Raw genomic sequence first — 21,418 nt, forward strand, 5'->3', positions numbered from 1 at the left:
ATCGCAGCACCAACTCGGTGCAACCGCACCATGCACGCCGTCGGCACCCGCCCGCGCGAGCGTTGCACAACGGCTGCATGCGGCGCGGTCGCCGCGCATGTTTCTTGCTCGTTCACCGGTGCTAGGTAAACTGTCACCCTCTTCCCCGCCGCACCATGACGACCATGATCGATATCGATCCTCCCGGCTTCCAGCCGCCGCGCCCCGTCGCGGGCGACGACGGCAACCGGCGCACCGTGCTGTACGGCGACTACACCGTGTTCAGCGTGTTCCAGCCGGTGTTCTCGGTCTCGCACCGCCGCGCGATCGGCTATCACGCCTCGCTGCGCGCGCATGGCGCCGACGGCGCGCAGGTGCCGTCGCACGAAGTGTTCACGCAGGCGGCGCGGCGCGGTGACCTGCTCGAACTGGGCCGGCTCGCGGAATCGCTGCATCTGGGCAACTTCCACGCGTTCGACAGCCACGAGGAATGGCTCTTCCTGAGCCTGCACCCGGCCGCGCTGATGGACACCATCTACGGCGACGCGCTGCTCGCGAACCTGAAAACCCTGGGCCTGCCGCCGCAGCGCGTGGTGCTCGAAGTGCCCGAGCAGGCCGGCGGCGACACGCCGCGCTTCGGCGCGATCGTCGACGGCCTGCGCAAGGCCGGCTTCCTGATCGCGCTGGGCGGCTTCGGCGCGAAGCATTCGAACATCGATCGCGTCTGGCATCTGCATCCCGATATCGTCGCGCTCGACCGCGGCATTCTCGCCCAGGCGAGCGAGCACTCGCACCTCGAACGCGTGCTGCCGGGGCTGGTCTCGCTGCTGCACGAATCGGGGCAACTGGTGCTGATGGGTGGGCTGTCGACCGAGCGCGAGGCGTTGATCGCGCTCGAATGCAACGTCGATTTCGTACAAGGCACGTATTTTTCGGGGCCGAGCGTCGAGCCGGTGCAGCCGCAGGCGGCGGCCGGCTCGATGGACACGCTGTCGGCCGCGCTGCGGCTGCGCGTGGCCGAGCGCGAGCGTACCCAGCATGCGCGGCTCGCGCCGTACGTGGCTGCGCTCGAACAGGCCAGCACGCGCATCGCGGCCGGGCAGGATATCGGCACGGCCGCCGCCGACCTGCTCGCCCTGCCCGACGCGGCGCGCTGCTTCCTGCTCGACGCCTCGGGCCGCCAGATCGGCGACAACGTGCTGCCGCGCACCCGCGCCTCGCAGCGCGCCAAGCGCTTCCGGCCGCTGCTGCATTCGGAGGGCGCGAGCTGGGAACGCCGGCCGTACTTCATCGAGGCGATGCGCGCGCCGGGCAGCGTGCGCGTCACGCCGCCCTATCTGTCGATCAACGAGGCGCACCTGTGCGTGACCGCCTCCATCGCCGCCGTGCGCACGAGCGGCATGCAGGTGCTCTGCGTCGACATCAACTGGTAACGCGCCGCGCCCGCTCAGGCCCGTTCAAGCCTGGTCGGCAGGCAGCGGCGGCGGTTCATCCGCCGCGTCGCGCAACGTATGCAGCAGGGCATCGGCGCGCCAGCGCGTGTGCGAACGATCGCTGCTCGCCAGCCGCACCAGCTCGCGCAGCCGTTCATTAACCGGCGCGCGCATCCCCGATTCCGCCGCCAGCCGCACGATCTCGCCGTTGAGCCAGTCGATCTCGGTCTGGCGGCCCGCGGCGAGATCGTCGGCCATCGACGAGCGCGCATGCGGATCGATCGACAGCATCGGCCCCGCGAATCGCGCGAACAGCGCATCGGGCAACCCCAGCACCGCCGGCAGCCAGCCGGGCGGCAACGGCGTGAGCCACGCCGGCCGAATCCCCGAACGATGCAGGATGCGCAGCGCCTCGGTTTGCGCCAGCGCGAGGCAGCGCCGGTAATCGCGCTGGCCCAGTTGCTCGCGCAACGGCAGCCACGACAGCGCGTTGATCGCGTTGTTGAGGTTGAACAGCAGCTTGGCCCATTGCACCGGCAGGATGTTCTCGCAATGCCGCAGCGGCAGCACCGCGCGGTCGAACACGTCGTTGATGGCGTCGAGCCGCGGCGACGCCTCCACCACGAGCTGGCCGCCCGAGCCCTGATGGAACACGCCGTTGCCGCGCGCCACCACGTTGAACGGCACCATCGCCGCGAGCACCGTGCGCGCCGGCAGCGCGATGCGCAACGCATCGGCCTGGCGCACACCGTTCTGGAAGCTGATCACGAGCGTGCCGGGGCGCAGCACCGGATCGAGCGCGGCGGCCGCGGCCGGCGTCGCCGTGCATTTCACCGTCACGAACACCACGTCGGCATCGGCCAGCGCACGCGCGTCGGTGTGGAAATCGATCCGCTCGGGCGCGACCTGCGCCTCGCGGCCGAAGTAATCGTCGAGCGTGAGCCCGTGGGTGCGCAGCATGTCCCCGGTGTCGGCGCGGCCGACGAAGCGCACATTGCCGCCCGCGACCGCAAGCCGGCCGCCGATATAGCAGCCGACGGTGCCCGCGCCGAACACCGCGAGCCGGGTCATGGTCGGGTCAGACGCGTGCGCCGTGCGGCCCGTGACGCTGCGGGCCGACACGCCGCTCGATCGCGTCACGCACCTCGCGGCGCAGGCCCGCATAGAACGCGAGCTCCGCCACCACGAACAGCGGCCCGATCGCCAGGCCGATCACGTCGTCGACGAAGGCCGGCTTGCGCCCTTCGAACGCATGACCGACGAACTGGATCACCCACCCCGCCACGAACAACCCAATGCCCGCCGCGAGCCACACGCCGGTGCGCTCGGCGGCCAGCGCCTGGCCGAGCCAGAGCGTCAGCGCGAGCAGCACGCTCATGGCCGTGCCGAAACGCAGGTCGAGCCGCAGGTAGTAAAGCGCGGCGGCCACCGCCACCACGAGCGCCGGGCTCAACGCGACGCCGGCCAGCGCGCCGGCCGCCGGCCGCGACAGCAGCACGGCCACCGCGGCGACGATCATCGGGATGCCGAACAAGTGGGTGACGATATTGCGCGTATCGCGGTGATACGCGGCGTAGTTTGCGAGTTGATCGATCAGTGTCTTCATCGTGTCTGCCTCCTTGACGAGCGCTATGATGCGGATTGCCCCGCGCCTTCGCTGTCAGCTACCCGACATCCCCCATGCTCGCGCCGCCCGATCCGCTGCTTTCCCTGCTCGACGCGAACCCCTGGTTCCGCGCCCTGCCCGACGCCTTGCGCGTCAGGCTGCGCGCCACCGCCACCGTGCGCGAACTCGCCGCCGGCGAGACGCTGTTCCGGCGCGGCGATCCGCCGTGCGGGCTGTACGCGGTACTGGCCGGCGCACTCAGCATCGGCGCCGTCGATCCCGATGGCCGCGAATCTCTGCTGACCGTGCTCGAACCCACCACCTGGTTCGGCGAGATCTCCCTGTTCGACGGCCAGCCCTGCACACACGATGCGATTGCCGTGGAGAACACACGACTTTTGCATCTCGCGCAAGCTGCGCTGCAACAACTGCTCGCCGAGTCGCCGCATTACTGGCGACACTTCGGGCTCCTGATGGCCCAGAAGCTGCGGCTGTCGTTCCTGACCGTGGAGGCGATCAGCGTGATGCCGGCCGCCCAGCGCCTGGCCGCGCGGCTGCTGATGATCGCCGAGGGCTACGGCGGGATCAGCACCGGCCACACGCGCATCCGGCTCTCGCAGGAGCGGCTCGCGTCGCTGGCTTCGCTCACGCGCCAGACCACCAACCAGTTGCTGCGCGAGATGGCCGCGCGCGGCGTGGTGCGCCTGCAGGTGGGCGAGATCGAGATCCTCGATCTCGCCGCATTGCGGGCCGCGAGCGGCGAGATCGGGCGGGCGCTGTGAGCCCTGCGCGCATCGTGGGCTGCCGCGCCGCCGGATCTTGATAGCATGAGCGTCCCGGCGCGGGCGGCCGGTGGTCTGCGCCGCCCTCGCCCGTCTCCCCATCCCGCTTCACGTCACTTCACTCCACGAGGACCCACCCGATGTCGTCAGCCCCGCCGCTCTTCAACCGCATCCTGCTCACCAACGACGACGGTATCGACGCGCCCGGCCTCGCCGTGCTCGAACGGGTCGCCCGGACGCTGGCGCGCGAAGTCTGGACCGTCGCGCCGGTCTCGGACCAGAGCGGCACCTCGCATTCCTTGAGCCTGCACGAGCCGCTGCGTGTGGTTGCCGCCGGCGAACGGCGCTTCGCCGTGCGCGGCACGCCGGGCGACAGCGTGGCCGTGGCGCTCGGCAGCCTGATGCAGGAGGCGCGGCCCGAACTCGTGCTGTCCGGCATCAATCGCGGCGCGAACCTCGGCACCGAGACGGTGTTCTCGGGCACCGTCGGCGCGGCCATGACGAGCATGCTGATCGGCGTGCCGGCCATCGCATTGAGCCAGGCGTTCGCGAACCGCAACGCGGTGCCGTGGGACACGGCCGGCGAGCATGCGGCCGGCGTGATCCGCCAGTTGGTGGCGGCCGGCTGGGATGCCGACGCGTGCCTGAACGTGAACTTCCCGCCGGTGGCGGCCAGCGAAGTGGGCACCCTGAAGGTAACCACGCAGGGCCGGGGCCTGCTCGGCGGCGTGGAGATCGTCTCGCGCACCGATCCGCGAGAACACGGCTATCACTGGCTCAAGCTCGCGCGCGGCCCCCGCGACGACGCGCCCGATTCCGAAACGCTGTCGCTGCGCGCCGGCCACATCACCGTCACGCCGCTGAAGTTCGAGCGCACCCACGACGCGGCACGCGAGCGGCTCGCGGCGAAACTGAAACTGGCGGGCTGAACCGCCAACGGGCGGGCGGCACGCGCCGTTTCGCCGGGACGAAAAAAAGCCCTCGCATGCGAGGGCTTTTTTCATCGACGGCAGCCCGGAAGCTGCTTGCCGATCAGAACCGAAACCGTGACTTACGCGAAGTTCTTGGCTGCGAAGTCCCAGTTCACGATATTCCAGAACGCTTCGACGAACTTCGGACGGGCGTTGCGGTAGTCAATGTAGTAGGCGTGTTCCCAGACGTCGATCGTCAGCAGGGCCTTGGCATCGGTCGTCAGCGGCGTGGCGGCGTTGCTGGTCGAGACCAGGTCGAGCGAGCCGTCGGCCTTCTTCACCAGCCATGCCCAGCCCGAGCCGAACGTGCCGATTGCCGTCTTGGTGAACGCTTCCTTGAATGCGTCGAACGAACCCCACTTGGCGTTGATCGCGTCGGCCAGGGCGCCCGTCGGTGCACCGCCACCCTTCGGCGACAGGCTGTTCCAGAAGAACGTGTGATTCCAGATTTGCGCGGCGTTGTTGAAAATACCGCCCGACGACTTCTTCACGATCTCTTCGAGCGAGAGGTTTTCGAACTCGGTGCCCGGGATCAGGTTGTTCAGGTTCGTCACATAGGTCTGATGGTGCTTGCCGTAGTGGAACTGGATCGTCTCGACCGAGATGTGCGGAGCGAGCGCGTCTTCAGCGTACGGCAGCGGCGGGAGCGTATGAGCCATGGCGATTCCTTTGAAGTATGTGTGGGGGGACAGGGTCCTGCGAGCGTCCGATTGTAGGCGAGACCGAATAACCCCGCAAACTCGCGGGTATTCGGGCGCGCCGCCATCCGTCCGGCTGTCGGAGCCGCTGTCATAGCGGCCTGCCGACACGCGTGCGACATATTTCCGGCATCGGGAACCGCCGGGAAACGCGCACGCGTCGATGGAAATGCAGCACGATTCGATCCCGTTGCGCGGCGCGGCGAACCGCGCCGGCCGCGCGGGGTTCAGAACGATTCGTCGAGGCGCGGCTGGACGTCGGCCAACGTCACGTCGACAGTGCCCTCGGCCAGATGCACGGCCAGCCGGCGCTGCGGCTTCAGCGTGCCCGGCGAGCGCACCGCCCGGCCGGTTTGCGTGTCGATCAGCGCCGCGTAGCCGCGCTCCAGCGTACGCTGCGGGCTCAGCACCTCGAGCCGCGCCGCCAGGCCGGCCACGCGCGACGCCTCGCGCTCGTGACGGTAACGCAGCGCCGTGCCGAGCCGCTGCGCGTGCCCGGCCAACAGTTGCCGGGCCGCCGCCGGATCGGGCCGGGTGCGCTGCCAGCGCAGCATGACCAGCGCGAAGCGGCCGCGTGCGTCGCGCACCGGCCGCGCGCCGGCCGAGGCGAGCCGCACCGACAGTTGCTGCAAGTGGGTGCGCTGACGCGCCAGCCGCTCGGCCGGGCTGACCAGCCGGCGCGCGAGCCAGTCCAACTGCTGGCCGCGCGCGTCGAGCCCGCGCCGCAGGCCGCGCGCAAGCGCCGCGTGGCGCTCGGCCAGCTCGCGCAGCAGCAGCGCGCGCTGCGGGCTGACGAGTTCGGCCGCGCCGGTGGGCGTGGGCGCGCGCACGTCGGCTGCGAAATCGGCGATCGTGAAGTCGGTTTCGTGGCCCACGCCGCTGATCACCGGCAACGCGCTGGCGGCAATCGCACGCGCCAGCGCTTCGTCGTTGAACGACCAGAGATCCTCGATCGAGCCGCCGCCGCGGCAAACGATCAGCACGTCGGTGCGATCCTCCTCGCGGCGCGCGTTGGCCGCCTCGACCATCGCCGTGAGCCGCTCGGCGGCGCCCGCGCCCTGCACCGGCGCCGGGTAGACGATCACCGGCACGTGCGGCGCGCGGCGCGCCAGCGTGCTCAGCACGTCGCGCAACGCCGCGGCCTGCAGCGACGTGACGATGCCGATCGCGCGCGGGTGCGCGGGCAGCGGCCGCTTGCGCTCGGGCGCGAACAGCCCTTCGCTTTCGAGCTGCGCCTTGAGCTTCAGGAACGCCTCGAACAGCCGCCCCTGGCCGGTGCGCCGCACCGCCTCGACGCTCAGTTGCACCTCGCCGCGCGGCTCGTACATCGTGACCAGCGCGCGCACCTCGATGCGATCGCCCTCGCGCGGCGTGAACGGCGCGTGCTGGGCGCGGCCGCGGAACATCACGCAGCGCATCTGCGCGTCCTTGTCCTTGATCGAGAAATACCAGTGGCCGCTGGCCGCGCGCGTGAAATTCGACACCTCGCCCGACACCCAACTGAGCGGGAACGCGCGCTCGAGCATCGAGCCGATCGCGCGATTGAGTGCGGAAACGGGGATCACGCCATCGCCGGATGAGGCGCCGCCGGGGCCGGACAGGAAGGAATCGGAAGGCATCGCGTCGGAAGAAATGAGAGCGGGCACACGATAGCCCCGCCGCGCCGCGCCGGCAAGCGCCACCGGCAGCCGGCGGCGGGCCGGCAAGAAGTGTCCACACCCGCGCGACGGCATTCACCGAGCCGTCATACACCCCTTAAAAACAGCACCAAAAACACCCAAGCCATTGATTTAAAACAATTAATGTGTGACATATTGTGACTTGCCACCGACCAGAGGGCCGTCATACGGGCGTTTGCGAAGATCGTCGGGGCAGTTCTTCACAGAGTTATCCACAGGCTGCGCGGGCAAGCGCCCGGTGTGTGCGACTTGCCGCACGCGCCGCCGCCGCGCTAGAGTGCCGCCTTTCGAGAGGTCATTGCCGAGGCCGGCCGAGCAGCCGTCAGCGCCTCGCCCCGTCCCGACAATTCCGCCGCCGCTTCCGGAGATTTGCCCTTGACCGATCCGTTCGCCCTCCGTCCGATCCGGCCCGCCGCCGGCGCCCTTCGATGAGCCGCCCCGCTGGCTGGGTGGCGCGCATCGAGGCGACGCTCACGCGCGAATGGCAGCGGCGCGGGCCGCTCGCATGGGCGCTGACGCCGTTCGCCGCCGTGTTCGGCGCGATCGCCGCCGGCCGCCGCGCGGCGTTCGCAGCCGGCTGGAAAGCGCGTGTCGATCCGGGCGTGCCGGTGGTGGTGGTCGGCAACGTCACGGTGGGCGGCACCGGCAAGACGCCGACCGTGATCGCACTGGTCGACGCGTTGCGCGCCAACGGCTTCCATCCCGGCGTGGTGTCGCGCGGCTACGGCGCCGAAATCCGCGAGCCGACCGAGGTCACGCCCGATTCGCCTGCCTCGCGCGCCGGCGACGAACCGCTCCTGATCGCACGCCGCACCCAGGCGCCGGTGTGCGTGTGTCCCGACCGCATTGCCGCGATCCGCGCGCTGCGCGCCGCGCATCCCGAAGTGGACGTGGTGATCAGCGACGACGGCCTCCAGCATTACCGGATGGCGCGCACCGTCGAACTCGTGGTGTTCGACCACCGGCTCGGCGGCAACGGCTTCCTGTTGCCGGCCGGCCCGCTGCGCGAGCCGCTGTCGCGCCATCGCGACGCCACGCTCGTCAACGATCCGTACAGCCGGGCACTTCCGCCCTGGCCGAACACGTTCGCGCTGCAACTCGCGCCGGGCGACGCCTGGCATCTCGACGCGCCATCGCGGCGGCGCCCGCTCGCGCAATTCGCGGGCGAGCGCGTGCTGGCCGCGGCCGGGATCGGCGCGCCCGAGCGCTTCTTCGCGACGCTGCGCGCGGCCGGCCTCGCGCCCGCCACGCGTGCGCTGCCGGACCATTACGCCTTCGCCGAGAACCCGTTCGCGCACGACGATGCCGATGTGATCCTGATCACCGAGAAGGATGCAGTAAAATTGGGCGCTTCCTGGCGCGATGCCCGACTGTGGGTTGTCCCTGTCGAAGCCGCGCTCGACCCCCGCCTTATCGCTCTCGTTGTGGAGAAACTCCGTGGACGCTCGCCTGCTTGAAATCATCGTGTGCCCTATCTGCAAAGGCCCACTCCAGCATGACCGCGCCGCGCAGGAACTGATCTGTCACGCCGACAAGCTCGCGTATCCGATTCGCGACGGCATCCCCGTGATGCTGGTCGACGAAGCGCGACAGACCGTCGAAGGCACGCCCGTCGACCCTGCCGGCCCCGCGAACTGACGCGCGGGCGGGCAGCCTTGGCGCCCGCCGCGCCGCTCGCGCCCGCCCTCGTGGCGGGCGCGCCGTTTCAGCCGCCCGAATGCCGTTGCCGTGCGCGCCGCGAAGCGCGCCGGTAGTTCCGCCTCCTGGTTCCGTCTCCTGCTCACCGCCCGAACTCCGATGACCAACCCGCCGCCCTTCATCGCCGTCGTCCCGGCCCGCCTGGCCTCGACGCGCCTGCCGAACAAGCCGCTCGCCGACCTCGGCGGCAAGCCGATGGTGGTGCGCGTCGCCGAACGCGCGCGCGAAGCGGGCGCGGCCCGCGTGCTGGTGGCCTCCGACGCGCAAAGCGTGCTCGACGCCGCCCAGGCCGAAGGCTTCGAGGCGTTGATGACGCGCGCCGACCATCCGTCGGGCACCGATCGGCTCGCCGAAGTCGCCACGCTGCTCGCCCTGCCGGACGACACGATCGTCGTGAACGTGCAGGGCGACGAGCCGCTGATCGACCCGGCGCTAATCCGCGACGTAGCGTCGCACCTTTCATCGCACCCCGATTGCGCGATCGCAACCGCCGCCCATCCGATTCACGATCCGGCCGAAGTGTTCAACCCGAACGTGGTGAAAGTGGCGCTCGACGCGAAAAGCGTGGCACTGTATTTCTCGCGCGCGCCGATTCCGTGGTCGCGCGACGCCTACCAGCCGCACTGGCCGGCCGTCGAAACCATGCCGGAGCCGGCCTTTCCGGTGTATCGGCACATCGGGCTGTATGCCTACCGCGCGCGTTTCCTGCGCACCTATCCGTCGCTCGCGCAGGCGCCGATCGAGCAGGCCGAGCAGCTCGAACAGCTGCGCGCGATGTGGCACGGCGAGCGCATCGCGGTGCGCGTGACGGCCTCGGCGCCCGCGCCGGGCGTCGATACGCCGGCCGACCTGGCCCGCGTGCAGGCCCTTTTTCGGTCGACGGCAAAATAAGCCGTGGCATAATCGGACGACTGTGCGAGCCGTCAGGCGCCGCCCACGATGAGTCGCGCTCGCCAGCTCTCCCGCCGGCAGCCGCGCCGGCCCCGCTGCCGGCGCCGCCGTCAGTCCGGCCGGAGCCTGTCTGTTGCAGCCGACCTCCGGGCCGCGCGCCGATGCCATTCCCCTCGCGCCACATATTCACGAAACCTGGAGATATCACCATGCGTTTGATCCTGTTGGGCGCGCCCGGCGCCGGCAAGGGCACTCAGGCTACCTTCATCAAGGAAAAGTTCGGCATCCCGCAAATCTCGACGGGCGACATGCTGCGCGCCGCCGTCAAGGCCGGCACGCCGCTCGGCGTCGAGGCCAAGGGCTACATGGACGAAGGCAAGCTGGTGCCGGATTCGCTGATCATCGGCCTCGTCAAGGAACGCCTGAAGGAAGCGGATTGCGCGAACGGTTACCTGTTCGACGGCTTCCCGCGCACGCTGGCGCAAGCCGACGCCATGAAGGACGCCGGCGTCGCGATCGACTACGTGCTCGAAATCGACGTGCCGTTCTCGGAAATCATCGAGCGCATCAGCGGCCGCCGCACGCACCCGGCATCGGGCCGCATCTATCACGTCACGTTCAACCCGCCGAAGGAAGAGGGCAAGGACGACGCCACCGGCGAAGCGCTGATCCAGCGCGACGACGACAAGGAAGACGTCGTCAAGAAGCGCCTCGACGTGTACGAATCGCAAACCAAGCCGCTGATCAGCTACTACGGCGACTGGGCGCAACGCGGCGAGGAAAACGGCCTGAAGGCGCCGGCCTACCGCAAGATCTCGGGCCTCGGCAGCGTCGACGAAATCCGTCAGCGCGCGTTCGACGCCTTGAAGTAAGCGCCTGGCGCGCCACGCGAAACCGCCCCGCCCGGGCGGTTTTTTCGCCTGCGCGCATGAAAGCGCACGGGCGTTCGCTTCACGCCACCGTCAGGCCCGCTTCCGTACAATCGGTCGGCATCCACACGACCCACGCAACAGGAGCAACGATGGAACTACGCGACAACGTCTTTCTGATCACCGGCGGCGCCTCGGGCCTTGGCGCCGGCACCGCGCGCATGCTGGCCGCCGCGGGCGGCAAGCCCGTGCTCGCCGACCTGAACCGCGAGGCGGGCGAGGCGCTCGCGCGCGAGCTGGGCGGCGTGTTCGTCGCCTGCGACGTCACGCGCGAGGATCACGCGCAGGCCGCCGTCGAGGCCGCCACGCAACTGGGCACGCTGCGCGGGCTGGTGAACTGCGCCGGCATCGCGCCGGCCGCGAAGACGGTCGGCAAGGACGGCCCGCACGCGCTCGACCTGTTTGCGAAAGTGGTGTCGATCAACCTGATCGGCACCTTCAACATGGTGCGCCTGGCCGCGGCCGCGATGGCCGCCAATGCGCCGAACGGCTATGGCGAGCGCGGCGTGATCGTCAATACCGCCTCGGTGGCCGCGTTCGACGGCCAGATCGGCCAGGCCGCCTATGCCGCCTCGAAGGCCGGCGTGGCCGGCATGACGCTGCCGCTCGCGCGCGACCTGTCGCGCAATGCGATCCGCGTGATGACGATCGCGCCCGGCATCTTCGAGACGCCGATGCTGCTCGGCATGCCGCAGGAGGTGCAGGATGCGCTCGGCGCGATGGTGCCGTTCCCGCCGCGCCTCGGCAAAGCAGACGAATACGCGATGCTGGTGCGCCAGATCTTCGAGAACCCGATGCTCAACGGCGAGGTGATCCGCCTCGACGGCGCGATCCGCATGCAGCCGAAGTAAGCGACGGAAAAGCGAACCAACCGGCTTGTCGAGCAAACGACGAGCCCGCCACACCCATCGCAAAACAACGAGGCCCGCACGCGCCGGTAACGGCAGGTGCGGGCCTCGTTCGTTCACCGGAGCAGGCCGAAAGCGCGCGATTTCGCGCGTCAGTCCTCGTCGCCGCGCCGCATGCGCTGCCGCAGCTCGGTCAACTGCGCCTCGACCACGGTCGCATCGACCGCTTCCGGGCGTTCGTCGAGATACGCTTCGAGATCCTCAAGCGCCGGGCGCAGGTAATCGAGCCGGGCATAGGCGAAGCCGCGGTCGCGCAGCTCGTCGGGCTGCCCCGGCAGCAGCACCACGAGCCGCTGCTGCACCGCCAGCAGCCGTTGCCAGCGCTCGGTCTGCAGATAGATCGCCTTCAGGTTGTTGAGCATGCGCGCCAGCACTTCGCGGCTCGTGGCCGGCTGCAGCAGCGCGCGCAGCGTGCTCGCCATGGTGGCCTCGGGATGCGCGACATAGGGTTCGAGCATCTCGATCAGATCGGTTTCGGACAACGAGCGCCCGGTGGTCGGGTCGATCATCGCGTCGCCGTCGGCCAGCGTCGCGCGCAACAGGAAATGCCCCGGGAACGACACGCCACGCACCGCCAGCCCGAGCTGCCCGGCCAGTTCCAGATACAGCACCGCCAGCGAGATCGGAATGCCGCGCCGGCGCTTGAGCACCATGTTCAGGTAACTATTGTCGGGATCGTAGTAATCGTTGTGATTGCAGGCGAAACCCAGCTCGCGGAAAAAGAAATCGTTCAGCGCGTCGACCTTGCCGCGCTCGCCGAGATCGGCGCGCACGCGGCGGCGAAAGCGCACGGCCAGCATGTCGAGCTCGGCCTGCACCGCCTGCATGTCGAGGTCGGGGTAGGCGTCCTGCGCAAGCGACAGCGCCGCCTCGGTGAGCGGCAGGCTGTCGTCTTCGGCAACGAGGGTGCTGAAAAAATCGAGGACGCGGGTCATGGCTTTCGTCATTTGGCTCGGCGGCGGAAATACGCGTATTTGAAGCCCATCAACCACAACATACCGAAATATAGAGCGGCGAACAGAACCAGGCACGCGGCCGTCAGCGCGACGCGCGCGAGCGGTTCGGCGCGCAGGCCGGTCCAGTCGAAGCTGATCGAGAACCAATGCATGACGCCGGCCAGCACCAGCGAGGCGCCCAGCAACTGCAGGAAGAAACGCGGCCAGCCCGGCGACGGCGTGTAGATGCCGCGCCGACGCAGGCCCAGGAACAGCAGCAGGGAATTGAGCGTGGCGCCCACCCCGATGCTCAGCGTCAGACCCGCATGGCCGAGGATCGGCACGAACACATAGTTCGACAACTGCGTGACGATCAGCACGCCGATCGCGATCTTGACCGGCGTCTTGATGTCCTGCTTCGCGTAGAAGCCCGGCGCCAGGATCTTGATCAGGATGATGCCGACCAGGCCGATGCCGTAGGCGGCCAGCGCGCGCGACACCATCTCCACCGTGTGCGCGTCGAACTTGCCGTAGTTGAACAGCGTGGCCGTGAGCGGCTCGGCGAACACCAGCAGGCCGAGCGCGCTCGGCGCGGCGAGCAGGAACGTCACGCGCAGGCCCCAGTCGAGCAGCGCCGAATATTCGGTGGCGTCGGCGTCGATATGCGCCTTCGACAGGCTCGGCAGCAGGATCGTGCCGAGCGCCACGCCGAGCAGCGCGGTGGGAAATTCCATCAGCCGGTCGGCATAGTTGATCCACGACACGGCGCCCTGCCCGAGCCGCGACGCGATATTGGTATTGATGATCAGCGAAAGCTGCGCGACCGACACGGCGAAGGTGGCCGGCACCATTTTCACCAGCACGCGCTTGACGCCCGGGTGAGCCAGCGCGCGCATCGGGTTCAGGCCGATGCGCGGCATCATGTCGATGCGCTTGAGGCCGGGCCACTGCACGATGAACTGCAGCACGCCGCCGACGATCACCGCCCACGCCAGCGCATACACCGGCATCTTCATATAGGGCGCGACGAACGCGGCCGCGCCGATGAACGACACGTTCAGCAGCACCGGCGCGAACGCCGGCAGCGAGAAGTTCTTGTAGGTGTTGAGCACGCCCGAGGCGAGCGTCGTCAGCGAGATGAAGATGATGTACGGAAACATGATCCGCGTCATCGCGACGGCGAGCGGAAAGGCCTGACCGTCGGTGCGCAGGCCGGACGCCACCGCGTACACCACCCACGACGCGCCCGCCACGCCCACCACCGACAGCGCCGCCAGCGCCCAGGCCAGCACCGTCGACATCGCATCGACCAGCGCCTTGGTGGCGTCGTGCCCCTGCTGGTTCTTGAATTCGGCGAGGATCGGCACGAACGCCTGCGAGAAGGCCCCCTCGGCCGACAGCCGGCGCAGCAGGTTCGGAATGCGGAACGCGACGTAGAATGCGTCGGTATATTGACTGGCGCCGAACGCTCTCGCGATCAGCGTCTCACGGGCCAGACCGGTCACGCGCGACAACAACGTGAAGCCGCTGACCGTCAGCAGGGCGCGGAATAGATTCATGGGGCACCGATTATACGGAACGCCCGCGGCGAACCGCCGATCGCCGCCGAAAAACGCGCCACGGGGCCGCCGCAGCGCAGATGCGCGTCGAGCTTGTCATTGCCTTGATTTTGTTGCTATAATCCGCCGTTTCTGAGTCTGCATTCGCGCTGCGTAATCATCGAGCACGTTGCCGGCCTCGGTGAAACCTACGTTTTTTGGGCCCCGGGCAATCGCTCTCGAGGGTCGGATCGAAAAGCAGCGCTTGGCCGTCAGGCTCCAAGCTCTGGGAACAGGACAGGATAAGGAACCGTCAATGGCTAACTCCGCACAAGCACGCAAGCGCGCCCGTCAGGCAGCGAAGGCAAACTCGCACAACTCGGCACTGCGCTCGAAATTCCGCACCGCCATCAAGGCCGTTCGCAAGGCGATCGACGCCGGCGATCAAGCCAAGGCTGCCGATCTGTACAAGGCCGCCACCAAGACGATCGACACGATCGCCGACAAGAAGATCGTTCACAAGAACAAGGCTGCTCGCCATAAGAGCCGCCTGTCGGCAGCGGTCAAGGGCCTGCAGGCCGCCGCGCAGTAACTCCGGCACGCCCGCCTCGCGCGGGCGGCCCTGTTTCCTGCCGATCACGAAAAGCCCGCCTTGGCGGGCTTTTCGTCGTTCCTTCGGCGGTGCTTTTTCGATTGCGACGAACACGCGCCGGCCGCGGCGCATCGCGATGCGTCCAGCGGGCTATCTCGATAGGGAAACCGGAATCTCGATGCGAAGCCGGGGCGGGAATGCCCGGCACATCGATTGAACGGCAGGCAGCCTGGTGATCAGGCCTTGTCGTGCTTGTGGAGTGTCAGCTCGCAGGCCTCGGTCACGACCAGATCGTTGTCGCGCGCGAAATTCATGACGAAATCGAAGGCCATCGGCTCGAGCTCGCGCAAGCGCGAATCGATGATCACGCACTTGACGTTGCCGACGATGGTGGGACGCACATACAGCGAATACTTCATGTAGGCATTGCGCCCGCTCGCGCCCGGTCCGAATTGGGCCATCACGCCGGCCAGCCGCTCCGACCAATCGCTCGGACGAAACGTCTTCCCTTCTGTCGTGATGCCTTGAATGAAAAATTCGATCGGGGGAGTTTCTGCCATGAAGGGTCCCAGATGAGGGGCCGACGGCACGATGCTGCCGCGGCGGAAGCAGGGCCTGGCTTCGCTTGCCGGCTGCGCGATGCGATGTTGCCGGCGCTGCCCGACGACCATCGCGAGCATGCCGGGACACGCATCCGCACGCTTGCGCACGGGTGCCGCCCTCACCCGGCAACGAGAGCCGCCGGGCTTCGGAAAACCGCGAAATTATACCGCACCGCCGCATGCTGCGGCGCCACAAAGCCCCCTGCGCGCGCCTCGGCCGCAACCCGACGGCCCGCAGCGACGGCCGGCAGCGGCCTCCGGCGCAACTCGTCAAAGCCCGGAAAATCCTTTATGCTCGATCGGGTTATCACCTCCGACGGCGGGCGCCGTACGGCGCGCCGCGCCGGCTGCCTCCCGCCGCGTTTCGTTTCATGACCGCCAAAACCATTCGTCACTACCTGCAGTTCAAGGATTTCTCGCTGGAAGACTACGAGTACGTGCTCGAACGCACGGGTATCCTGAAGCGCAAATTCAAGAACTACGAAACCTACCACCCGCTGCACGACCGCACGCTGGCGATGATCTTCGAGAAGAACTCGACGCGCACGCGCCTGTCGTTCGAAGCCGGCATCTTCCAGCTCGGCGGTCACGCGGTGTTCATGAGCACGCGCGACACCCAGCTCGGCCGCGGCGAACCGGTGGAGGATTCGGCGCAGGTGATCTCGCGCATGGTCGACATCATCATGATCCGCACATTCGAGCAGGAGATCATCCAGCGCTTCGCCGCGAATTCGCGCGTGCCGGTGATCAACGGTCTGACCAACGATTTCCACCCGTGCCAAGTGCTCGCCGACATCTTCACGTACGTCGAGCAGCGCGGCCCGATCCGCGGCAAGACGGTCGCCTGGGTCGGCGACGCGAACAACATGCTGTACACCTGGATCCAGGCCGCGCAAATCCTCGGCTTCAAGCTGCGCCTGTCCACGCCGCCGGGCTACGCGCTCGACATGAAGCTCGTCGATGCCGAAAGCGCGTCGGCCTACGAGGTGTACGAGGATCCGAACGAAGCCTGCCGAGGCGCCGACCTGGTCACCACCGACGTGTGGACCAGCATGGGCTTCGAAGCCGAGAACGAAGTGCGCAAGCAGGCATTCGCCGACTGGTGCGTCGACGAGGAGATGATGGCGTTCGCCAACCCCGACGCGCTGTTCATGCACTGCCTGCCCGCGCACCGCGGCGAGGAAGTAACGGCCGGCGTGATCGACGGCCCGCAGAGCGTGGTCTGGGATGAAGCCGAAAACCGTCTGCACGTGCAGAAGGCGCTGATGGAATTCCTGCTGCTCGGCAAGCTCAATCACTGAGCCGGCGGCATCAGTACCCCGCTGGCTTGATATGAAAAACCCCGCTTCGGCGGGGTTTTTTCATGGTTGCGCGGCGACATCAGCCGAGCGGCGCTCAGATCGCAACCGGCTCGGCTTCGAGTTCGACGCCGAAGCGCGCGCGCACGTCGGCCTGGATCGCCCGCGCCAGCGCCAGCACGTCGGCACCCGACGCGCCACCGCGATTGACCAGCACCAGCGCCTGACGGTCGTGCACGGCCGCCGCGCCCAGCGCGCGCCCCTTCCAGCCGCAGCGGTCGATCAGCCAGCCGGCCGCGAGCTTCACGCGCCCGTCGGGCTGCGCATAGGCCACCAGCTCCGGCTCGCGTTCGCGCAACGCTGCGCACTGCGCCGCGTCGATCACGGGGTTCTTGAAAAAGCTGCCGGCATTGCCGAGCACGGCCGGATCGGGCAGCTTGGCGCGCCGGATCGCCGCCACCGCCTCGAACACGTCGCGCGGCGTGGCGGCCGCGGCCTCGATGCCCCGCGCGGCGAACTCGCGCTCGACGTCGGCATAGTTCATGCGCGGCTGCCATTGCTTCGGCAGGCGGAAGCACACCGACACGATCGCGAAACGCTCGCGCGCCGCCTGCTTGAACACGCTGTCGCGATAGCCGAACGCACAGGCCGCCGCGTCGAATTCGACGATCTCGCCCGTGGCCAGCTCCACCGCCTTCAGCGACGCGAATCGCTCGCGCATCTCGATGCCGTAGGCGCCGATGTTCTGGATCGGCGCCGCGCCGACCGTGCCCGGAATCAGCGCCAGGTTCTCGAGCCCCGGCATGCCGGCGTCGAGCGTCCAGGCCACGAATTCGTGCCAGTTCTCGCCGCCACCCGCCTCGACGTACCAGGCCTCGTCGTCCTCGCGCACCCGCGCGCGGCCACGCACGCGGTTGATCAGCACCAACGCCTCGACATCGCCGGTGAACACCACGTTACTGCCGCCGCCCAGCACCAGCACGGGCAGCCCCGCCGCACGCGGGTCGCGTAGGGCGGCGGCGAAACCGGCCGGCGTGTCGATCGTCGCCGCGAGACGGGCGCGCACGTCGAAGCCGAAGCTGTTGTGTGCGCGCAGCGAATAGTCGGGCGTCAACTCGGGCGCGGGTGGGGAGGAAATCGGGAGGGCGGAATCGGACATCGGCTGAGAATGGGCGGTACGGGTGCGGCACGAGCGCGGTGCAGGCGGGTTGGCGGGCGCGGCCGGCCTGAAAGAAGGCGGCGTGCGGCCTTGGGCAAAACGCGGGGGCATCGGTAAAATGGCAGCCGGTCTGCAATTATAGCGAGTGGCCGCGCACCCATCGCGCGGCCCGGATGTTTTACAGGGAGAACAGCATGCCATCGTTCGACGTCGTTTCCGAAGCGAACATGATCGAAGTGAAGAATGCAGTCGAGCAGTCGAACAAGGAAATTTCGACGCGCTTCGACTTCAAAGGGTCCGACGCGCGCGTCGACCACAAGGAAAACGAACTGACGCTGTTTGCCGACGACGATTTCAAGCTCGGCCAGGTCAAGGACGTGCTGATCAACAAGATGGCCAAGCGCAACGTGGACGTGCGCTTCCTCGATTACGGCAAGGTCGAGAAGATCGGCGGCGACAAGCTCAAGCAGGTGGTCACGATCAAGAAGGGCGTGTCGGGCGACCTGGCCAAGCGCGTGGTGCGCACCGTGAAGGACAGCAAGATCAAGGTGCAGGCCAGCATCCAGGGCGATTCGGTGCGCGTGACGGGCACCAAGCGCGACGATCTGCAAAGCGTGATCGCGCTGCTGCGCAAGGAAATTGCCGACACGCCGCTCGATTTCAACAACTTCCGCGACTGATCGCAGCGCTGCCCCGGCAGCACATGGCGGCGCGCGGCACGGGTCAACCCCGTCGCCGCGCGCCGTTTTTCATTCGGCTGCCGGCTTCTTCTTGGCGCCGATCCGGCTTTCCTGCCCGTTCAGCAGCTTCGAGATATTGGCGCGATGCCGCCAGATCAGCAGCACGCTCATCGCCAGCACCGCCCAGGCCACCGGGTTGCCTTGCGTGCCGAACAGGTAGACGTCGAAGATCGGCGCGAACACGGCCGCCACCAGCGCGGCGAGCGACGAATAGCGAAAGCAGAACGCGATCACGAGCCAGCTCAGCAATGTGGCGATGCCGAGCGCGGGCGAGATGGCCAGCAGCACGCCGGCCGCCGTGGCCACGCCCTTGCCGCCCTGGAAGCGGAAGAAGATCGGGTACAGGTGGCCGAGGAACACGGCGATCGCGGCCAGCGCCACGCCGATCTCGCCGCCGATGCCGAAATGACGCACCAGCCACACCGCGAGCCAGCCCTTGAAGGCGTCGCCGAGCAGCGTGAGGACCGCGGCCTTGCGGTTGCCGCTGCGCAGCACGTTGGTCGCGCCGGGGTTCTTCGAGCCGTAGGAGCGCGGATCGGCGAGGCCCATCAATGCGCTGACGACGACGGCGAACGACACCGAGCCGATCAGGTAGGCAGCGACGGTAGCGATCAGAATCTGCATGACGATGGTGTGTTTCCACGAATGATGAAAGGACGGCGCGGCGCGCCTCGATGTTGCGCCGCGGCCATGCCGCGCACCGGTTGCGGCTGCGCGGCGGCGCTCATTCTACCGAAGCGCGCCGGCCGGCGTTCCCGGTGAAACCCTCAATCGACGCTCGCACATTGCACCGGCTTGGCCCCGAGTACCTCGACCAGCACCGCCGGCGCGAGGCTGACGAGGTAGCCGCGCTTGCCGCCATTGACGAGGATCAACGGCAAGTCGAGCACCGACGCCTCGACATACACGGGCATCGCCTTCTTGGTGCCGAATGGCGAGGTGCCGCCGACCAGATAGCCGGAATGGCGGTTCGCCACCTCGGGCTTGCACGGCTCGACGCGCTTCGCGCCGATCTGCCGCGCGAGGTTCTTGGTGGAGACGGTGCGGTCGCCGTGCATCAGGATCACGAGCGGCTTGGCGTGCTCGTCTTCCATCACCAGCGTCTTCACCACCTGGTGCTCGTCCACGCCGAGCTGGCGCGCCGATTCGCCGGTGCCGCCGTGCTCGACATAGTCGTAGGTGTGCTCGCCGAAGGCGACGCCATGACGGCGCAGCCACTGCGTGGCCGGCGTTTCGGATACGTGTCGGGATTTGCTCATGGGCGCATTTTAATTGCGGCCGCGTTGAAGCACTATTGCCGTTCGGCCGATTGCCCCAGGGCGGTGCACATGGCACGATCGGAGCCTTCTCGATGTAAGGCCATGCCGCCCGGCCTGTTTCCGGAGCCACGATGCCAACCTCGCCCGCCTCGCCTGCCACCTCCCGCCTCGATGTCGATGCCCTGCTTGCCGCGCTGCCCGCGCGCATCGATCACGTGCCGCGCCGCATTGCCGCCCGCACGCCCGATCACCCGGCGCTGATCGAGGACGCGCGCCGGTTCACCTATGCGCAACTGGTCGCGGCGATCGATGCGGCCGCCGCGCAATTGCGCGCGCTCGGCGTGAGCGGCGGCGATCGCGTCATGATCGTGGCCGAGAACAGCATCGCGCAGATCGTCCTGCTGTTCGCCACGGCCGCGCTCGATGCCTGGGCGCTGCTCGTCAACGCCCGCCTGTCGGATGCCGAGCTCGACGCGATCGCGGCCCACGCCCGCCCGCGCGCGCTGGCCTTCGTCACCGCTACCTCGCCCGACGCCGTCGCGCACGCCGCCCGCCATCACGCCGAGCCAGCCGCCGCCATCGCGCCCGACATCGGCGGCTGGGCCATCGCGCTCGATCCCACCGTCAATACCGAAGCGGTCGAGGCCGACGGCGCGCGCCAATGCGCGGCGCTGATCTATACCACCGGCACGACCGGCATACCGAAGGGCGTGATGCTGTCGCACCGCAACCTGCTGTTCGTGGCAGCCGTGTCGAGCACGCTGCGGCGCGTCGGCCCGCAGGATGTCGTCTACACGGTACTGCCGGTCTCGCATGTCTACGGGCTGGCCTCGGTGTGCCTCGGCAGCCTGTACGCCGGCGCGACGCTGCGCCTCGTGCCGCGCTTCGTGCCCGAAGCCGTGCGCCGCGCGCTGGCCGACGAGCACGTCACGATCTTTCAGGGCGTGCCCGTCATGCACGCCAAGCTGCTCGAGCATCTGCACACGCACGGCCATCCGTGGCACGCGCCGCACCTGCGCTTCGTCTACTCGGGCGGCTCGCCGCTCGACGCCGATCTCAAGGCGCGCGTCGAACGCATCTATGGGCTGCCGCTGCATAACGGCTACGGCATGACCGAGAGCAGCCCCACCGTCGCGCAAACGCCACTCGATGCACCGCGCAGCGATTGCTCGGTCGGCACGCCGATTCCCGGCATCGAGGTGCGTCTCGTCGATCTCGCCGGGCAGGACGTGCCGGCCGGCGAGGTCGGCGAGATGATCGTGCGCGGCCCGAACGTGATGCTCGGGTATTACCGCAATCCCGGGGCCACGCGCGCGGCCGTGTCGGCCGACGGCTGGCTGCAGACCGGCGACCTCGCGCGCGCGGCGCCCGACGGCTCGCTGACCATTGCCGGGCGCAGCAAGGAATTGATCATCCGCTCAGGCTTCAATGTCTACCCGGCCGAAGTCGAGCACGTGCTGAACGCGCATCCGGCCGTCGTGCAGTCGGCCGTGATCGGGCGGCCCGTGCAGGGCAACGAGGAAGTGATCGCGTTCGTCGAATTGATGCCGGGCACGGCGCTGGCCGATGACGAACTCGACGCCTGGTGCGCGGCTCGGCTCGCGCCTTACAAGCGGCCCGCGCGGATCGTGCCGGTCGATGCGTTGCCGGCCGCCTCCACCGGCAAGGTGCTCAAGCACCGGCTGCGCGACCATCGCGGCTATCAGGGCGGCTGAACCGGA

The 21,418-nt window shown here is 68.4% G+C and carries 22 protein-coding genes; 12 read left to right on the forward strand and 10 right to left on the reverse strand.

What is annotated here, in order from left to right:
• The first annotated feature begins 164 nt into the window (after positions 1 to 164).
• Complete coding sequence (locus tag AB4850_RS29295; RefSeq protein ID WP_414445648.1) at positions 165 to 1,412, forward strand: EAL domain-containing protein; 1,248 nt, start codon at positions 165 to 167, stop codon at positions 1,410 to 1,412.
• 24 nt (positions 1,413 to 1,436) lie between these two features.
• Here AB4850_RS29295 and AB4850_RS29300 read toward each other — a convergent pair whose 3' ends face one another.
• Together AB4850_RS29300 and AB4850_RS29305 are read right to left on the reverse strand one after the other, a co-directional pair.
• On the reverse strand, positions 1,437 to 2,483 hold the full coding sequence (locus tag AB4850_RS29300) for a 2-dehydropantoate 2-reductase (RefSeq protein WP_414445649.1): 1,047 nt from the start codon (positions 2,481 to 2,483) through the stop codon (positions 1,437 to 1,439).
• Positions 2,484 to 2,490: 7 nt separating this feature from the next.
• Positions 2,491 to 3,018: a DUF962 domain-containing protein gene (locus AB4850_RS29305; RefSeq protein WP_414442907.1), complete on the reverse strand. Its 528-nt coding sequence runs from the start codon at positions 3,016 to 3,018 to the stop codon at positions 2,491 to 2,493.
• Positions 3,019 to 3,092: 74 nt separating this feature from the next.
• On the opposite strand from AB4850_RS29305, the gene AB4850_RS29310 reads away from it, so the two are divergent.
• Positions 3,093 to 3,800, forward strand: a complete 708-nt coding sequence (locus AB4850_RS29310; protein WP_414442908.1) for a Crp/Fnr family transcriptional regulator — start codon at positions 3,093 to 3,095, stop codon at positions 3,798 to 3,800.
• A gap of 140 nt (positions 3,801 to 3,940) precedes the next feature.
• Complete coding sequence (surE, locus tag AB4850_RS29315; RefSeq protein ID WP_414442909.1) at positions 3,941 to 4,729, forward strand: 5'/3'-nucleotidase SurE; 789 nt, start codon at positions 3,941 to 3,943, stop codon at positions 4,727 to 4,729.
• A gap of 122 nt (positions 4,730 to 4,851) precedes the next feature.
• On the opposite strand, the gene sodB is transcribed toward surE, so the two are convergent.
• Positions 4,852 to 5,430, reverse strand: coding sequence for a superoxide dismutase [Fe] (gene sodB / locus AB4850_RS29320; protein ID WP_414442910.1), 579 nt, complete (start codon positions 5,428 to 5,430; stop codon positions 4,852 to 4,854).
• 266 nt (positions 5,431 to 5,696) lie between these two features.
• Positions 5,697 to 7,088: an exodeoxyribonuclease VII large subunit gene (gene xseA, locus AB4850_RS29325; RefSeq protein ID WP_414442911.1), complete on the reverse strand. Its 1,392-nt coding sequence runs from the start codon at positions 7,086 to 7,088 to the stop codon at positions 5,697 to 5,699.
• 488 nt (positions 7,089 to 7,576) lie between these two features.
• Here xseA and lpxK point away from each other — a divergent pair, with 488 nt between their 5' ends.
• From lpxK to AB4850_RS29350, 5 genes are all read left to right on the forward strand, one after another.
• A complete protein-coding gene (gene lpxK / locus AB4850_RS29330; RefSeq protein ID WP_414442912.1) occupies positions 7,577 to 8,605 on the forward strand; it encodes a tetraacyldisaccharide 4'-kinase in 1,029 nt (342 codons plus the stop codon).
• Complete coding sequence (locus tag AB4850_RS29335) at positions 8,586 to 8,786, forward strand: Trm112 family protein (RefSeq protein ID WP_414442913.1); 201 nt, start codon at positions 8,586 to 8,588, stop codon at positions 8,784 to 8,786. The genes lpxK and AB4850_RS29335 overlap by 20 nt, the downstream gene beginning before the upstream one ends.
• Before the next feature lie 159 nt (positions 8,787 to 8,945).
• On the forward strand, positions 8,946 to 9,737 hold the full coding sequence (kdsB, locus tag AB4850_RS29340) for a 3-deoxy-manno-octulosonate cytidylyltransferase (RefSeq protein WP_414442914.1): 792 nt from the start codon (positions 8,946 to 8,948) through the stop codon (positions 9,735 to 9,737).
• Positions 9,738 to 9,946: 209 nt separating this feature from the next.
• On the forward strand, positions 9,947 to 10,609 hold the full coding sequence (adk, locus tag AB4850_RS29345; protein WP_414442915.1) for an adenylate kinase: 663 nt from the start codon (positions 9,947 to 9,949) through the stop codon (positions 10,607 to 10,609).
• Positions 10,610 to 10,758: 149 nt separating this feature from the next.
• Positions 10,759 to 11,517, forward strand: coding sequence for a 3-hydroxyacyl-CoA dehydrogenase (locus AB4850_RS29350; protein ID WP_414442916.1), 759 nt, complete (start codon positions 10,759 to 10,761; stop codon positions 11,515 to 11,517).
• Positions 11,518 to 11,666: 149 nt separating this feature from the next.
• Here the strand turns inward: AB4850_RS29350 and AB4850_RS29355 are convergent, their stop codons facing one another.
• Complete coding sequence (locus AB4850_RS29355; RefSeq protein ID WP_414442917.1) at positions 11,667 to 12,509, reverse strand: SirB1 family protein; 843 nt, start codon at positions 12,507 to 12,509, stop codon at positions 11,667 to 11,669.
• An 8-nt stretch (positions 12,510 to 12,517) separates the two neighbouring features.
• Entirely contained in the window at positions 12,518 to 14,068 is a 1,551-nt protein-coding gene (gene murJ, locus AB4850_RS29360) for a murein biosynthesis integral membrane protein MurJ (protein ID WP_414442918.1), read from the reverse strand.
• A gap of 295 nt (positions 14,069 to 14,363) precedes the next feature.
• Here murJ and rpsT point away from each other — a divergent pair, with 295 nt between their 5' ends.
• On the forward strand, positions 14,364 to 14,639 hold the full coding sequence (gene rpsT, locus AB4850_RS29365; protein ID WP_414442919.1) for a 30S ribosomal protein S20: 276 nt from the start codon (positions 14,364 to 14,366) through the stop codon (positions 14,637 to 14,639).
• A gap of 236 nt (positions 14,640 to 14,875) precedes the next feature.
• Here the strand turns inward: rpsT and AB4850_RS29370 are convergent, their stop codons facing one another.
• Entirely contained in the window at positions 14,876 to 15,199 is a 324-nt protein-coding gene (locus tag AB4850_RS29370) for a DUF3579 domain-containing protein (protein ID WP_414445650.1), read from the reverse strand.
• A gap of 413 nt (positions 15,200 to 15,612) precedes the next feature.
• Here AB4850_RS29370 and argF point away from each other — a divergent pair, with 413 nt between their 5' ends.
• Positions 15,613 to 16,542 carry an ornithine carbamoyltransferase gene (gene argF / locus AB4850_RS29375; protein ID WP_414442920.1) on the forward strand — a complete coding sequence of 310 codons (930 nt, stop codon included), beginning with the start codon at positions 15,613 to 15,615 and terminating at the stop codon, positions 16,540 to 16,542.
• A 94-nt stretch (positions 16,543 to 16,636) separates the two neighbouring features.
• Here the strand turns inward: argF and murB are convergent, their stop codons facing one another.
• On the reverse strand, positions 16,637 to 17,698 hold the full coding sequence (gene murB, locus AB4850_RS29380; protein WP_414442921.1) for a UDP-N-acetylmuramate dehydrogenase: 1,062 nt from the start codon (positions 17,696 to 17,698) through the stop codon (positions 16,637 to 16,639).
• A 194-nt stretch (positions 17,699 to 17,892) separates the two neighbouring features.
• Between murB and AB4850_RS29385 the strand changes: the two genes are divergently transcribed.
• Positions 17,893 to 18,378: a YajQ family cyclic di-GMP-binding protein gene (locus tag AB4850_RS29385; protein ID WP_414442922.1), complete on the forward strand. Its 486-nt coding sequence runs from the start codon at positions 17,893 to 17,895 to the stop codon at positions 18,376 to 18,378.
• A gap of 69 nt (positions 18,379 to 18,447) precedes the next feature.
• On the opposite strand, the gene plsY is transcribed toward AB4850_RS29385, so the two are convergent.
• Both plsY and ybaK read right to left on the reverse strand, forming a co-directional pair.
• A complete protein-coding gene (gene plsY / locus AB4850_RS29390) occupies positions 18,448 to 19,062 on the reverse strand; it encodes a glycerol-3-phosphate 1-O-acyltransferase PlsY (RefSeq protein ID WP_414442923.1) in 615 nt (204 codons plus the stop codon).
• 143 nt (positions 19,063 to 19,205) lie between these two features.
• Positions 19,206 to 19,697 carry a Cys-tRNA(Pro) deacylase gene (gene ybaK, locus AB4850_RS29395; protein ID WP_414442924.1) on the reverse strand — a complete coding sequence of 164 codons (492 nt, stop codon included), beginning with the start codon at positions 19,695 to 19,697 and terminating at the stop codon, positions 19,206 to 19,208.
• A gap of 131 nt (positions 19,698 to 19,828) precedes the next feature.
• Between ybaK and AB4850_RS29400 the strand changes: the two genes are divergently transcribed.
• Complete coding sequence (locus tag AB4850_RS29400; protein WP_414442925.1) at positions 19,829 to 21,412, forward strand: class I adenylate-forming enzyme family protein; 1,584 nt, start codon at positions 19,829 to 19,831, stop codon at positions 21,410 to 21,412.
• Positions 21,413 to 21,418 lie beyond the last annotated feature (6 nt).

The sequence above is a fragment of the Burkholderia sp. 22PA0106 genome, assembly GCF_047497155.1.
In the GTDB taxonomy this organism is placed as follows: Bacteria; Pseudomonadota; Gammaproteobacteria; order Burkholderiales; family Burkholderiaceae; genus Burkholderia.

Excerpts from the sequence above, each read along its gene's own strand:
- lpxK (WP_414442912.1), top strand. The coding sequence starts at position 7,577 with ATGAGCCGCCCCGCTGGCTGGGTGGCGCGCATCGAGGCGACGCTCACG.
- AB4850_RS29355 (WP_414442917.1), bottom strand. The coding sequence starts at position 12,509 with ATGACCCGCGTCCTCGATTTTTTCAGCACCCTCGTTGCCGAAGACGAC.
- AB4850_RS29370 (WP_414445650.1), bottom strand. The coding sequence starts at position 15,199 with ATGGCAGAAACTCCCCCGATCGAATTTTTCATTCAAGGCATCACGACA.
- murJ (WP_414442918.1), bottom strand. The coding sequence starts at position 14,068 with ATGAATCTATTCCGCGCCCTGCTGACGGTCAGCGGCTTCACGTTGTTG.
- AB4850_RS29300 (WP_414445649.1), bottom strand. The coding sequence starts at position 2,483 with ATGACCCGGCTCGCGGTGTTCGGCGCGGGCACCGTCGGCTGCTATATC.
- argF (WP_414442920.1), top strand. The coding sequence starts at position 15,613 with ATGACCGCCAAAACCATTCGTCACTACCTGCAGTTCAAGGATTTCTCG.
- AB4850_RS29295 (WP_414445648.1), top strand. The coding sequence starts at position 165 with ATGATCGATATCGATCCTCCCGGCTTCCAGCCGCCGCGCCCCGTCGCG.
- xseA (WP_414442911.1), bottom strand. The coding sequence starts at position 7,088 with ATGCCTTCCGATTCCTTCCTGTCCGGCCCCGGCGGCGCCTCATCCGGC.
- plsY (WP_414442923.1), bottom strand. The coding sequence starts at position 19,062 with ATGCAGATTCTGATCGCTACCGTCGCTGCCTACCTGATCGGCTCGGTG.
- sodB (WP_414442910.1), bottom strand. The coding sequence starts at position 5,430 with ATGGCTCATACGCTCCCGCCGCTGCCGTACGCTGAAGACGCGCTCGCT.
- ybaK (WP_414442924.1), bottom strand. The coding sequence starts at position 19,697 with ATGAGCAAATCCCGACACGTATCCGAAACGCCGGCCACGCAGTGGCTG.
- surE (WP_414442909.1), top strand. The coding sequence starts at position 3,941 with ATGTCGTCAGCCCCGCCGCTCTTCAACCGCATCCTGCTCACCAACGAC.
- rpsT (WP_414442919.1), top strand. The coding sequence starts at position 14,364 with ATGGCTAACTCCGCACAAGCACGCAAGCGCGCCCGTCAGGCAGCGAAG.
- kdsB (WP_414442914.1), top strand. The coding sequence starts at position 8,946 with ATGACCAACCCGCCGCCCTTCATCGCCGTCGTCCCGGCCCGCCTGGCC.
- AB4850_RS29400 (WP_414442925.1), top strand. The coding sequence starts at position 19,829 with ATGCCAACCTCGCCCGCCTCGCCTGCCACCTCCCGCCTCGATGTCGAT.
- murB (WP_414442921.1), bottom strand. The coding sequence starts at position 17,698 with ATGTCCGATTCCGCCCTCCCGATTTCCTCCCCACCCGCGCCCGAGTTG.
- AB4850_RS29350 (WP_414442916.1), top strand. The coding sequence starts at position 10,759 with ATGGAACTACGCGACAACGTCTTTCTGATCACCGGCGGCGCCTCGGGC.
- AB4850_RS29305 (WP_414442907.1), bottom strand. The coding sequence starts at position 3,018 with ATGAAGACACTGATCGATCAACTCGCAAACTACGCCGCGTATCACCGC.
- AB4850_RS29385 (WP_414442922.1), top strand. The coding sequence starts at position 17,893 with ATGCCATCGTTCGACGTCGTTTCCGAAGCGAACATGATCGAAGTGAAG.
- adk (WP_414442915.1), top strand. The coding sequence starts at position 9,947 with ATGCGTTTGATCCTGTTGGGCGCGCCCGGCGCCGGCAAGGGCACTCAG.
- AB4850_RS29310 (WP_414442908.1), top strand. The coding sequence starts at position 3,093 with ATGCTCGCGCCGCCCGATCCGCTGCTTTCCCTGCTCGACGCGAACCCC.